14 protein-coding genes are annotated in these 13,415 nt (G+C 32.9%); 6 read left to right on the forward strand and 8 right to left on the reverse strand.

Features of this window, described 5'->3' with window-relative positions; genetic code table 11:
• Positions 1 to 4 precede the first annotated feature (4 nt).
• A complete protein-coding gene (locus ASF10_RS20655) occupies positions 5 to 529 on the forward strand; it encodes a hypothetical protein (protein WP_056253554.1) in 525 nt (174 codons plus the stop codon).
• Between the two features lie 53 nt (positions 530 to 582).
• Entirely contained in the window at positions 583 to 1,053 is a 471-nt protein-coding gene (locus ASF10_RS20660; RefSeq protein ID WP_056253557.1) for a nuclear transport factor 2 family protein, read from the forward strand.
• Between the two features lie 340 nt (positions 1,054 to 1,393).
• Here the strand turns inward: ASF10_RS20660 and ASF10_RS20665 are convergent, their stop codons facing one another.
• The gene (locus tag ASF10_RS20665; RefSeq protein WP_056253560.1) at positions 1,394 to 2,881 is read right to left on the reverse strand and encodes an aminotransferase class V-fold PLP-dependent enzyme; all 1,488 of its coding nucleotides are present in this window, start codon (positions 2,879 to 2,881) and stop codon (positions 1,394 to 1,396) included.
• 182 nt (positions 2,882 to 3,063) lie between these two features.
• Between ASF10_RS20665 and msrA the strand changes: the two genes are divergently transcribed.
• Positions 3,064 to 3,597 carry a peptide-methionine (S)-S-oxide reductase MsrA gene (msrA, locus tag ASF10_RS20670; RefSeq protein WP_056253563.1) on the forward strand — a complete coding sequence of 178 codons (534 nt, stop codon included), beginning with the start codon at positions 3,064 to 3,066 and terminating at the stop codon, positions 3,595 to 3,597.
• A 68-nt stretch (positions 3,598 to 3,665) separates the two neighbouring features.
• Positions 3,666 to 5,234, forward strand: coding sequence for a protein adenylyltransferase SelO (locus ASF10_RS20675; RefSeq protein WP_056253566.1), 1,569 nt, complete (start codon positions 3,666 to 3,668; stop codon positions 5,232 to 5,234).
• Between the two features lie 152 nt (positions 5,235 to 5,386).
• On the opposite strand, the gene ASF10_RS20680 is transcribed toward ASF10_RS20675, so the two are convergent.
• Both ASF10_RS20680 and ASF10_RS20685 read right to left on the reverse strand, forming a co-directional pair.
• Positions 5,387 to 6,355 carry a YpdA family putative bacillithiol disulfide reductase gene (locus ASF10_RS20680; protein ID WP_056253568.1) on the reverse strand — a complete coding sequence of 323 codons (969 nt, stop codon included), beginning with the start codon at positions 6,353 to 6,355 and terminating at the stop codon, positions 5,387 to 5,389.
• Positions 6,356 to 6,359: 4 nt separating this feature from the next.
• Positions 6,360 to 6,836 carry a CYTH domain-containing protein gene (locus ASF10_RS20685; RefSeq protein ID WP_056253571.1) on the reverse strand — a complete coding sequence of 159 codons (477 nt, stop codon included), beginning with the start codon at positions 6,834 to 6,836 and terminating at the stop codon, positions 6,360 to 6,362.
• 199 nt (positions 6,837 to 7,035) lie between these two features.
• Between ASF10_RS20685 and ASF10_RS20690 the strand changes: the two genes are divergently transcribed.
• Positions 7,036 to 7,947: an OmpA family protein gene (locus tag ASF10_RS20690; RefSeq protein WP_056253574.1), complete on the forward strand. Its 912-nt coding sequence runs from the start codon at positions 7,036 to 7,038 to the stop codon at positions 7,945 to 7,947.
• A gap of 19 nt (positions 7,948 to 7,966) precedes the next feature.
• On the forward strand, positions 7,967 to 8,533 hold the full coding sequence (locus ASF10_RS20695; RefSeq protein ID WP_056253576.1) for a hypothetical protein: 567 nt from the start codon (positions 7,967 to 7,969) through the stop codon (positions 8,531 to 8,533).
• Positions 8,534 to 8,656: 123 nt separating this feature from the next.
• Here ASF10_RS20695 and ASF10_RS20700 read toward each other — a convergent pair whose 3' ends face one another.
• The 5 genes from ASF10_RS20700 to menA all read right to left on the reverse strand — a co-directional run bounded on the left by ASF10_RS20700 (position 8,657) and on the right by menA (position 13,391).
• Positions 8,657 to 9,691 carry an o-succinylbenzoate synthase gene (locus ASF10_RS20700; protein WP_056253579.1) on the reverse strand — a complete coding sequence of 345 codons (1,035 nt, stop codon included), beginning with the start codon at positions 9,689 to 9,691 and terminating at the stop codon, positions 8,657 to 8,659.
• A gap of 134 nt (positions 9,692 to 9,825) precedes the next feature.
• Entirely contained in the window at positions 9,826 to 11,028 is a 1,203-nt protein-coding gene (locus tag ASF10_RS20705; protein WP_056253582.1) for a tetratricopeptide repeat protein, read from the reverse strand.
• A 40-nt stretch (positions 11,029 to 11,068) separates the two neighbouring features.
• Positions 11,069 to 11,581: a DUF2199 domain-containing protein gene (locus ASF10_RS20710; RefSeq protein ID WP_198529618.1), complete on the reverse strand. Its 513-nt coding sequence runs from the start codon at positions 11,579 to 11,581 to the stop codon at positions 11,069 to 11,071.
• A gap of 140 nt (positions 11,582 to 11,721) precedes the next feature.
• Positions 11,722 to 12,399 (reverse strand): metal-dependent hydrolase, encoded by a 678-nt coding sequence (locus ASF10_RS20715; protein WP_056253584.1) that lies wholly within the window; start codon positions 12,397 to 12,399, stop codon positions 11,722 to 11,724.
• A 29-nt stretch (positions 12,400 to 12,428) separates the two neighbouring features.
• Positions 12,429 to 13,391, reverse strand: coding sequence for a 1,4-dihydroxy-2-naphthoate octaprenyltransferase (gene menA, locus ASF10_RS20720; RefSeq protein WP_056253587.1), 963 nt, complete (start codon positions 13,389 to 13,391; stop codon positions 12,429 to 12,431).
• Positions 13,392 to 13,415 lie beyond the last annotated feature (24 nt).

Consider the following 13,415-nt stretch of genomic DNA (forward strand, 5'->3'; position numbering starts at 1 on the left):
AACTATGAATTTAAAACTATCTCTTTTAATAGTATTGTTAATTTCGACATTTGCAAATGCTCAGGAAACTATGAGTATAAAAGGTTCAAAACCTTATCCCGCAACACAGGATTATACTTTTATTTGTGAAAAGTATGTTTATACAGGCGAAGCAAATGTTCAGATTGCAAAAACAGAAAAAGGAGGAGTTTTAAAAATAAGCATACAAACCACCAATGATAAAACCCATATTTCTGGTGGTTTGTATGTTGATTTAGCAAATGGAGATGTTATACCTTGCGTTGATAAAAACAGCAATGAAACTATCGAAGGCAAAACATCATCTTACTATTATTTTACTCCCGCTGAAATGATTAAGCTTAAAAAAAATGATATTAAAGGAGTTCGATTTATAGTAAAAGGAAACTCAGCTACTTTTGGCGATCAAACGGGGTATTTTACAGCTTCAAACAAAATGTCATATTTCTCTACGGCCTTTGATAAATCAAAAAAATCATTTGACACAGCTGTAGCAATTAGTGCGCTATAAATAAAATATTTGGTCTAATTAATCTTATATTTATAGTCTAATTTTAATAACTTATGAATTCTAACGAAGCTTTAATTACAAAATTCTATACTGCTTTTGCAAACGCTGATGCTAAAACAATGAGTGAATGTTACCATCCAAAGATTCATTTTATTGATCCGGCATTTGGTTTACTTAAAGAAGATCAGGTTTCTAAAATGTGGGAAATGCTGATTTTAAAAAGTAAAGGCAATCTAAAAATTGAATTTTTTGATATCAAAGCAGATACTTTTTCAGGATCTGCAAAATGGGTCGCTACTTATAATTTTAGCAAAACCAATAGAAAAGTAATTAATAGAATTTCTGCCGAATTTGTATTTCAAGACGGACTTATAATTAAACATACTGATAGTTTTGATGTCTGGAAATGGTCAAAACAAGCTTTTGGACTTACAGGATATTTATTGGGATGGACCGGTTTTTTTCATAAAAAAATTCAGGAACAAGCCCTGCTTTCACTTAAAAAGTTTCAGGAAGTAAAATAATTTGCCTGAATAAAAAATCAAGAAATACCAAACTATTTTTTTTATCGGATAAGATTACTAGAAAATAGAGATTAGGATCTTGGAGGAGTTCGTTCGATATATTTTTTTTTTTTGGAGCAAAAAAATAGTTATTTTTAGAACAACAGTCCCGCTTTCGCCTTTATCTTTGTTCGTTCCTCTCAAAGGATACCGGCTCTATCGGGGCTAGACGAGAAATATATCATTTATAAGAAATAAAAAAGTTCGCAAAGCTTTGTGTTAAAACAGCTTTGCGAACTTTGTGTTTTCTAAAACTACAAGATTAATATCGTAGTGTTCTTTATAGTTGAAAAAGAAAAATTTAACTTTTAAACCAACCGGCAACCAATTCATCTTCAAATGAATTCGCGTTTTTATGAATAAACTCGTTTGTGTTTTTATTATAAGAATAATCTAAAGCCCAAGTTTGGTGATTTTTAGCTAAGTCTTTGATGCTTTCACAAACCAAAGCAATTTCTTTATCAGTTGTTGTTGGGTGAATCGACATTCTTATCCATCCCGGTTTTTTGATCAAATCACCAATCGTGATTTCGTTCACCAGCTTATTCGAAGTTTCCTGATCTACATGCAGTAAAAAATGTCCGTAAGTTCCGGCACAGCTGCATCCACCTCTGGTTTGAATTCCAAATTTATCATTCAGTAATTTTACACCTAAATTAAAATGAAGATCTTCAACAAAAAATGAAATTACACCTAGTCGGTTTGTATGTTGACCGGCTAAAATTTTAATATTAGAAACTGCGCCAAGTTCATTAAAAACATAATCAACAATTTCATGTTCGCGTTGCAGGATATTTTCAATTCCCATTTCTTCTTTCAGCTCAATTGCAAGTGCTGTTTTTATAACCTGAAGAAAACCAGGAGTTCCGCCATCTTCACGATCCTCGATATTGTCAATATATTTATGTTCTCCCCAAGGATTTGTCCAGCTCACAGTTCCTCCGCCCGGACAATCAGGAATCATATTATTGTATAACTTTTTATTAAAAATCAAAACTCCGGAAGTTCCCGGCCCACCTAAAAACTTATGTGGAGAAAAGAAAATAGCATCGAGATAAGATTCAGGATCTTCCGGATGCATATCAATTTCTACATAAGGTCCTGAACAAGCGAAATCTACAAAGCAAACTCCGTTGTTTTGGTGCATTAATTTCGCTGCTTCATGAAAAGGAGTTTTTAAACCCGTAACATTCGAGCAAGAAGTTATAGAAGCAATTTTGATTGTTCTGTCAGCATATTTTTCTAATAATAAAGCTAAATTATCCAGACAAAAAAGTCCTTTTTCGCAAGACGGAATAATTTCAACATCGGCAATAGTTTCTAACCAGGATGTTTGATTAGAATGATGCTCCATATGTGAAATAAAAACAATTGGTTTTTTTTCTGCAGGAACATTTATAAAATCTTTTAGGTTTTCAGGAACCTTAAGTCCCAAAATACGCTGAAATTTATTCACAACACCCGTCATTCCAGTCCCATCAGTAATCAAAACATCATCCTGACTTGCATTTGTATGACGCTTGATAATATTTCTGGCATGATGATATGCTTTTGTCATGGCAGTACCTGACACAGTAGTTTCTGTATGAGTATTCGCTACAAAAGGTCCAAAATCATTGAGAAGTTTTTCTTCAATAGGGCGATATAGCCTTCCACTGGCTGTCCAATCTGTATAAATTATCTTTTTTTTGCCATACGGAGAGGTAAATTCCTGATCAATTCCAACAATATGTTGTCTAAAATCCTGAAAATAAGTTTCCAGAGTGATGGTATTATTTTTGCTATTCATTAGTGTGCCTGAGTTTGATTGCAAATATATTGCTTTTTTATACAATTGCGAATTTATCAATTGTAAACTTCAAACATTCCATATCCGTTTGGTATGTTTAGCTAAATTGTCATTTTCTTAATAATTTATCATAATATTCTATCGGATTAATAGGGCAAGTAAAACTTAAACAATACTATTTTATGAAAAATGTATCAATAGCTACTTTTGGTGGTGGATGTTTTTGGTGTATTGAAGCTGTAATTCAGCGTTTAAAAGGAGTAAAACATTTAAAATCAGGTTTTTCAGGAGGTTTTATTAAAAATCCTCCGTATCGTGAAGTTTGTACTGGCAGAACCGGACATGCTGAAGTGATACAAGTTACTTTCGATCCTGACATAATTTCATATCATGATCTTATTTTTATTTTCATGACAAGTCACGATCCAACAACTTTAAATCGTCAGGGAGCAGATAAAGGAACTCAATATCGTTCTGTAATTTTGTATCATAATGAAGAACAAAAAGCAATTGCAAAACAAGTTTTTGAAGAAGTAAAACCCTATTATGAAGATCCGATTGTAACCGAATTAGCTGCTTTTGAAGTTTTTTATAATGCCGAAGAAGACCATCAAAACTATTATAATAATAATCAGGATGAACGTTATTGCCAAATCGTAATAGATCCGAAAGTACAGAAATTAAAAAAAATGTACGCAGATAAACTTGTTGAATAATAAAAGGTTACTACTCATTAAAAGAATCTTTAAGATCATTTCATCTGTGGCTAAAAACAAATACTAAAATGAAAAATTTAAAAATAAACAATCGATTTACCGCAGAATTGCCTGCAGATCCTAACGAAACAAATGAAATTCGTCAGGTTTCTAATGCAGTTTTCTCTTTTGTAGATCCCACAAAACCATCCAATCCTACACTTATTCACGCATCGACAGAAGTTGCAGAATTAGTAGGTATTGCATCTGACGAAATAAAATCTGATGAATTTTTAAACGTTTTTTCAGGTAAAGAAATTCTGCCTGAAACACGTCCGTATGCCATGTGTTATGCCGGACATCAGTTTGGGAACTGGGCGGGACAATTGGGCGACGGCCGCGCTATTAATTTGACCGAAATAGAACATAATGATGATTTTTTTACGCTTCAATTAAAAGGAGCCGGAAAAACACCGTATTCCAGAACCGCTGATGGTCTGGCCGTTTTACGATCTTCTGTGAGAGAATATTTATGTGCCGAAGCAATGTATTATCTGGGAGTTCCCACTACCCGATCGCTTTCACTGATGTTATCTGGTGATCAGGTTTTACGAGATATTCTGTACAACGGAAATCCGGCATACGAAAAAGGTGCTATTGTTTGCCGTGTCGCTCCGTCTTTTATTCGTTTTGGAAGTTTTGAAATGCTGACGGCAAGAAATGAACTCAAAAATTTAAAACAATTTGTTGAATATAATATAAAGCATTATTTCCCTGAAATTAAAGGGGAACCAAAAGACCAATATATAGCGTTTTTTAAAACTGTTGCAGATAAAACCCGTGAGATGATTTTGCATTGGCAACGTGTAGGTTTCGTACATGGCGTAATGAATACAGATAATATGTCTGTTCACGGAATCACGATTGATTATGGTCCTTACGGCTGGTTAGAAAACTACGATCCAAACTGGACTCCAAATACTACAGACAGTCAAAATAGAAGATACCGTTTTGGGAATCAGCCTCAAATTGCACAATGGAATTTGTATCAATTGGCAAATGCCCTCTATCCTCTTATTAATGAAGCGGCACCTTTAGAAAAAATTCTGGAATCATTTATAACTGATTTTGATTCAGATTATAAAATAATGTTTTTAAGCAAGTTAGGTATATTCACTTCTACAGAAGCTGATAGTAAATTGATAGTTGCTTTAGATACCGTTTTACAATTATCTGAGACTGATATGACAATCTTTTTTAGAAATTTAAGCCAAATTAAAAAGACAGATTCAGTAGATGAGGCAACCGAAAAAATTAAATATTCATTTTATATTCCAGAAGAAATTTCGGGTGATATTTTAGATTCCTGGAAAAAATGGTTTGCTGTGTATCTTGAAAGATTACAAACTGAAGAATTATCAGATGAAGATCGTTCCGAAAAAATGAACGTTATAAATCCTAAATATGTTCTTCGAAATTATATGTCACAATTGGCAATTGATGCAGCAGATCAGGGAGATTATTCTTTAATTGATGATCTTTACGAATTATTACAAAAACCTTATGATGAACAACCTGAATACCAAAAATGGTTTGCAAAACGACCAGATTGGGCAAGATCAAAAGTAGGTTGTTCGATGCTTTCTTGCAGTTCTTAAAAGTTTTTTTGCCACGAATTTATAAATTTAGCCTATAAAATAATGTAACATTGAGCGAAGTCGAAATGCACGCAAAGTGTTCTCGACTTCGCTCGAACTGACAACAAAAATTTGTCTAAATTCGTGAAATTCGTGGCAAACTTTTTCAATTTCTATTTCGAAGTAATATAATCTACAATCATATTGGCATGAACACGAGAGTTTTCGATAAACCATTTATGAGTATGCATTCCTCCGCAAACAACTCCTGCTAAAAACAAACCTTCTACATTTGTTTCCATTGTTTCAGGATTATATGTTGGTGTTTTTAATTCATCCTGAGATAGTTGAATGCCCATTTTTTCAAGAAAAGTAAGATCAGGCTGATATCCGGTTAAAGCCAGAACAAAGTCATTTTCTATTACAATTTTTCCTTCAGCGCTTTCTATTTCGACTTCATCTTCTCTAATTTCGGTAATATTAGATTCAAAATAAGCCTTAATACTACCTTCAGCAATTCTATTTTCGATATCTGGTTTTACCCAATATTTTACCCTGTTATTGATTTCGTTTTTACGAATAACCATTGTAACATTTGCTCCTTTTCTAAAACATTCTAATGCTGCATCAACAGAAGAATTATTAGCGCCCACAACTAAAATATTTCTAAAAGCATATTCATGCGCTTCTTTATAATAATGACGCACCTTTTGCAATTCTTCTCCTTTTACATTCATTGTAATCGGAATGTCATAAAAACCTGTAGCAATAATCACGTTCTTCGCTTCATACGAAGATTTATTTGTTGTAATTTTAAATTGGTTATTTTCTAATTTCTGAACCTCAGTAACTTGTTCAAATAAATTGATAGCAAAATTAAAGTAGCGATGTATATTGCGATAATATTCTAACGCTTCCTGTCGTCCGGGTTTTGGAGCCAGACAATTAAACGGAATATCTCCAATTTCCAGTCTTTCTGCTGTTGAAAAAAAAGTCATGTATAAAGGATAGTTGAAAATACTATTTACAATAGCACCTTTTTCTATAATCAAATAACGCAGGTTTTTCTTTTGGGCTTCTATTGCACAAGCAAGACCAATAGGACCGCCTCCAACAATGATTAAATCATATTGTTCTGTCATAGCACTATTGTTTTTCCCAGTCTTTAAAGGGTTTTTTACTCAAATAAGCATTATAATATCTTGGATCATTTGTAACTTCTTCTCCTAGCCAATCTGGTTTTTCAAACGATTCTGTTTCAGATTCCAACTCGATTTCTGCCATGATTAAACCCTCATTTTCTCCGTAAAATTCATCTACTTCAAAAACATGTTTACCTGACTTTATCTCAAAACGGGTTTTCTCTATTTTGCCTTTCTCGCATAACTTAAGTAATTCCTGGGCTTCATCAACCGGAATTTCATTTTCCCACTCAAAACGAGACATTCCGCCTTGTTTTCCAATTCCTTTTATGGTTATAAAGCCTTTATTTCCTTTAATTCTAACGCGAACAGTTCTTTCAGGAATTGAACTTAAATATCCCTGAGCGATGTTATTTTGAGTAAAAGCCTGTTCTTTAAAATCATCTGATTTTACAAGAAACTTTCTTTCTATTTCGACCATTTCTCTTTACTAAATTAAATTTTTATGCAAGTTACTTAATTTAATTCACTCATAAAATCGAGAACCAATTATCTGGAACGATTTTGTTGTTAAATTTAATTATCTTAAAATTAGATATATAGATCAGAAATAACTGATTATTAATGTGTTATGTATTTATTTTTTTGTTAAATTTGATAGAATCTTAACTCCATCTCTTATGTCTAAAAAAGCACTTTATCTGTTAGGCATTGCAATAACCATAATTTTAGGTACCTATTTGTATATAAATTTTTGTTGCAATTGTACTATTAAAACACCAGCAACTGATACTGAAAAAGTACCAGTAGTTGTGGCTGAGGAGACCAATTTTGTCCCTTTTATTCTAAATGGTTCGGGAATTGATTATCATGCAAATGACAACATCAAGTTTCTGAAAAACAGTTTTGCAGTAATACTGCCTGTTAGTGATTCTGTAGCGATTGGAATTGAAAATCTTAAAAAGTTTTTAGTAGAAAATCCAAAACAAAAAATTACAATCACGGGTTACGCTACTTCTGATGAAACAAATTCTACTTCGTATGAAAACCTTGGTCTTGCAAGAGCAAATGATATCAAAAAGTATTTTATTTCTAAAGGTTTATCAGGTTCTCAATTTGATACTAAAGGTGAAATAATTGCTAAGTGGAAAACAAGTTCAGATACACTTTTAGGTCCGGCCGACTACAAATTTGAAACTCCGGAAGCAACTCCGGCTGTAACTGATGAATGGATCGTTTTGAAAAATAAAATTAATGGTGATCCTTTAATCCTGCATTTTAATACCAACAAATCCAGTGATAAATTGACTGATGTTGAGAAACAAAAAGTAGCAGATTTAATTCAATACATAAAACATGATAAGGAAGCCGTAATTTTAGTAGTTGGACACAGTGATAATGTTGGAAATCGTGATTCTAATATTTCTCTGGGACAAAAACGTGCTGATTTTTCTAAAAACTATTTATCCAAAAAAGGTATTGAAGAAAGTCGCATTACGACTGAATCAAAAGGCCCTGACGAACCTATTGGCGATAATACAACAGCTGAAGGAAAAGCAAATAACAGAAGAACCGTAATTACAATCAAATAATTAATCAAAATATACTATTATGAATATACCATGTATCTTAATACCTGTGCTAGTTGGATTAATCTGTGGAATTTTGGGTTATTTACTAGGAAAAATGAATGCTAAAGGAGATGATTCACTTGCGATATCGCTGCAAGCTGATTTAGATGCCTGTAAAGCAAATACAAGAAATTTAAATGCTAAGATTTCTTCTCTGGAAGATGATTTAGCGTCAAAAAATAACATTTCTACAACTAATATTTCTACATCCGGACAATCATTTACTTCTACAATTCCTCCTGCTTTTTTGTTTGATGCGGAATTGGTTTCAACTGTTTATGGAAAAAAAATCAAGGAAAATGATTTGAAAATTGTTGAAGGAATCGGACCTAAAATTGAAGCTTTGCTAAACGCAGCAGGAATTACGACCTGGCATGCATTATCTGAAACATCAACTGAGAAATTACAATCAATTCTTGATGCCGGCGGAGAAAATTATGCCATTCATAATCCAAGTACCTGGGCAAAACAAGCCTTTTTAGCTTATCAGGGAAAATGGCAGGAATTAAAAGACTGGCAACAAGGTTTGCTGGGAGGAAAAGAGTAAAGAAAATTATAAAGGTACAGAGTTGAAAAGTTCAAAGGCTTTGTAACTCTGTATTTTTATTTTAAACTTTTTGTTATTTAATTTAAATCTCTGAGCCTTTGTTACTTTGTCACTTTGAATCTCTTAAAAAATTGATTCCCAATTTTTAGAAATATTATACCATAATTGTCCTTGCGAAACTTGTAGCGGACAATCAATATTATTAGTATAAAGTGCTCCGGTTCCCAAGCCTTGCGGCATATCAGAATTCTGTATGAATGTCCATTGTGAGATAGCATTAAGTCCTATATTACTTTCTAATGCAGATGTAATCCACCAGCCAATATTGTATTTTTTTGCTAAATCAATCCATTCTCTAGTTCCTCTAAAACCACCAATAAAACTTGGTTTAAGAATGATGTACTGAGGTTTGATTTCCTGCAATAATTTTTCTTTTTCTTCTATTGAAAAAACACCTATCAGTTCTTCATCCAGCGCAATAGGAAATGGAGTCGTTTTGCACAAATTTGCCATTGCTGTAATGTTCCCTTTTTTAATTGGCTGTTCGATACTATGAAGCTCAAATTTATCAAGTTGAATAATCTTATCTAAAGCTTCGTTTAAAGCAAAAGCACCATTAGCATCAACTCGAATTTCGATTTGTTCTGCTGAAAAATGGGTTCGGATAAAGTGTAATAATTCTAATTCTTTCTCAAAATCTATAGCACCAATTTTAAGTTTGATACAATTAAAACCATCTGCTAATTTTTCTTCGATTTGCTGTTTCATGTACGAAGCTTCTCCCATCCAAACCAAACCATTTATAGTAATTGATTTCGTATTATTCGTAAAATCAGAAGGGAATAATACATACGGATTTTTACTTTTTAATGATAAAAAAGCCATTTCAATTCCGAATTGTATCGACGGAAATTCTGGCAATGCTTCCCATAAAGCCGTTTCTTCTAAATGAATATTATCGCAAGCCCATTTTAATTTTTCTTCATAATCATCACGATCATCAGCACTTAAACCACGAAGGATTCCGCACTCACCTATTCCTTTTTTGCCGTTTTCTTCCAGAACAATAAACCAGGTTTCTTTTTGTGTCATAACGCCTCTGGAAGTTCCAGATGGTCGTTTAAACTCTAACATGTATTTATGGTAAGTTGCTTTCATGGTGGTATTTTAAACCATATAAGTTATATAAGTTCATTTAATTAGATTGTGCAAAATCTTAATGGTTAAAGATTAAGCAAGCTTTATATAGTATAGTTTAAATGAACTTATATAACTTATATGGTAAATATATTTTAATTGTATAATTTCAAAACTCTTTCAAAGTCTTTTGATGGTAAACCTGCTTTCTCGAAAACAGCAAAATCTTGTTTTGTTTTTTCTTTCCAGCTTAAACTGTCAGTTACATTTTGAGTCTGATATTTTTTGTAGATGGCTTTTGCTTCGCTATAATCGTCGCTAACCAAATAAACATGCGCTAAATTTAATTTTACCAATAACTCAGTATCATCTAATTTTTCTCCTTCTTTCAGGAATTTAATCGCTTTTGCATATTGTTTAGTCAAAATATAGCAATATCCTATAGAACTGTAGTCAATTGCTGTCGCTTTTCCGTCATTAATGATCGTATTCAGCTTTTGAATTGCTTCATTATATTTTTGCAATTTTATTAAAGTCGAAGCCTGGGTTCTCAAATCATTATAAACATTTTTAGAAATATCAGCATCTTTATAACAGCTGTTTCCAAAGTCTTTATATACTTTGTTTTTTTCTATGGGCAACAATTTCTGAAACTCTGTGTAGCGATATTGTTTAATAATTTTATCGAGAATACAAACACAAAAATCATCAGAGTTGGCCATTTTCTGAGCCATTGTCGATGTTTTGCAAAGACTTATAATTTCGTTTTTGTTGTCCTGATTCCATCCACGGTTTAATTTTGTATCGACCCACGGCACAACTTCTAAAACTATTTTTTGATTAAGAAGCCAGTTTTTGCTGTGAAAACCAAACCAAATTGTACTTACATCCTGACCTAAGCATGATGATTTATCCAGGGATAATCGCTTTGCATCTTTGCTTAAAGGTTCTACCTGAGCATAACAGGATTTGTCTGTTTTACCATCATCGATGTATTTTTTTGCAGCATCATTTGAGGTAAAAAGCGCATAAGTACAGGTATCGTCTCCAGAGATTTTTGACATTAAAAAAACTGCTCCTGCTGATCCCTGACTGATTCCGGTGGGATCCGGAATTGATTTTAATACAGATACCAAACTATTTGCCATTTGCTGGTTTTCGTCTAAAAGGGTAATTCTGTAAACGATTTCTGTTGTACCAACCGGTAGATCTTCGGTTTTTAATACGATTCTGTCACGGGCTGAAACTATAATTTCTTTTGTTGTAGCGCGTTCTTTGTCCCAATAACCATCTTTTTGAGCAAAAGAATTAAGTGAAACTGTGATTAAAAAAAATAGTGCAACCTTTTTTAAATTCATTTTGTAAAATTTAGTTTAAATATTCATGCAAATTTCAAGCCTAATTTTTGAGCATTTGCTGAATTCTTCTTTCAGCCTCTTCTTTTGTAATTCCGTTATAAAAATCTTTTACAAATGGATGATCGAAATCTTTATGAGGGAAAATTTCGGGTCTCTCGTTACCAATTTTAGTGACAACTGTTGTTGGGATACTACCTGAGAATTCATATTCCGGAATAAAATTCGAAAGCCATCCAAAATAATTGGTTTCATGATTCTGGTTATCATAGTTTTCAAGGTAATCCTTAAAACTTTGTTCGCTTAATGATACCCAAAAACCATATTCTAAATCTTCGCAATGATCATTAACTTTTTGAAACAAAACAACCCTAATAAATCTAAGGACATGTTCTGGATGTTTTATTACGCAAAAATCAGAATCGATTACTGCAATATCTTCTTTTTCCTGATCAGAAAGATTATGATAACTATTAGGAGTATTGTAGGTTAATGCGGGCCAGCTTTCGTGTTCCTGACCACAACATTCACAAATGAATTTAATCGTTTCGTTCATCTAATTTTTTTATGAATACTAAAATCCTAGCCCCGATAGAGGCGGTATCCTTTTTTGAGAAGATTTTTTATCTTCTCAAAAAAGATATAGCCGAAAGCGGGAAATAGCTCCTTATTCTTCTATTTTACGAATGATTGCAATTATAGTTCTATTGAATCTCCAATTTCAAGAAGCATCAAATCTTTTCCTTTATCGAAAAATTTACGAATAGCCTCTTCATGATTGATTTCTATGTAACCAAAAGTGTCAAAATGATAACCAAGAATTTTATCACATTCGATAAAATCAGAAGCAATAATGGCATCTTCTACGTCCATCGTAAAATTATTACCGATTGGCAGAATTGCCAAATCTAATTTTGTACGCAACGGAATCAGTTTCATATCATATGTCAGCGCTGTATCGCCGGCTATGTAAATATTTTTATGCTCGCTTTCGATTACAAAACCACCCGGATTTCCGCCGTAACTTCCGTCAGGAAATGAGCTTGAATGAATGGCATTTACATATCTTACTTTTCCGAAATCAAAATTCCAGCTTCCGCCATGGTTCATTGGGTGCGCTTTTAACTCTCTTTGTGCATAATAGCTTGTAATCTCAGCATTTGATACAATAACTGCATTAGTGCGTTTTGCAATAGCTTCTACATCAAGAACATGGTCGCCATGTGCGTGTGTAAGCAAGATATAATCTGCTTTTAATGTGTTTATATCAATTGCCGCAGCTTTTGGATTTCCTGTAATAAATGGGTCAACAATAATATGTTTTCCTCCAACTTCAATGCCTAATGACGCGTGTCCGTAAAATGTGATTTTCATTTTTGTAATTTTTTAAAGTTGAACTTTGTTTATCTTCCACCTAAGAAAAGGTTAACAATAATGTCTGAAATCAATGAAATCATACATACTGTTAATAATATGGAAAGCAAAAATGTGCTAAGTGCCAGTTTTTTTAATTCGGGGTCTAACAGCTTAGGGTTTTGATTTTTATAAACGGTAATTAAATGTTTTGTTAAAGGGATATATGCCAGTAAAAATAAGTATTGATCGAAATTGTAATCGCTTAAAATTGCAAAAACAATCACACAAAGCATTGCTGTAATAATCAGTGTAAAATGATAAATTTTGGCTTGTGCTCCTCCTATTTGAACTACAATTGTGTTTTTTCCTGATTTTCTGTCTGATTCTTCATCACGCATATTGTTTAGGTTTAAAACCCCTACGCTTAACAAACCAATTGCAATTGCCGGAAGAATCAATAGCGGATCTATTTCTTTAGAATATAAAAAATTAACGCCCAAAGTACTTACAAGACCAAAGAAGACGAAGACAAATACGTCGCCAAATCCTTTATATCCGTAAGCTGAATTCCCAACTGTGTAACGAATCGCAGAAGCAATTGCAGCAACTCCAAGCAATAAGAAAAAGATAGAATATCCGAAATTAGTTTCACCAAATGCAAAATAAATTAAGATTATTGCTGCTAATAAAGTCAATATAGAGGTTATTATTATCGCTTTTTTCATGGCTTGAGGCGTAATAACTCCGCTTTGAATAGCACGCTTTGGCCCTACTCTGTCCTCATTATCAGTTCCTTTTACTCCATCTCCGTAATCATTTGCAAAATTGGATAAAACCTGCAAACCTAATGTTGTTAATAAGGCAAATCCAAAAATTTTCCAACTAAATACTTCTGTTGGTGTGTTGATCGCTTCTGTAGGGTTTGAAAGTGCGTAAATACTTCCTACTATAATTCCAGAAACTGATAAAGGCAATGTGCGCAATCGTGCGGCTTCAATCCAATGTTTCATATTTTAATTTTAGATTTTAGATTT

The sequence above is a fragment of the Flavobacterium sp. Leaf82 genome (assembly GCF_001422725.1).
Taxonomy (GTDB): Bacteria; Bacteroidota; Bacteroidia; order Flavobacteriales; family Flavobacteriaceae; genus Flavobacterium.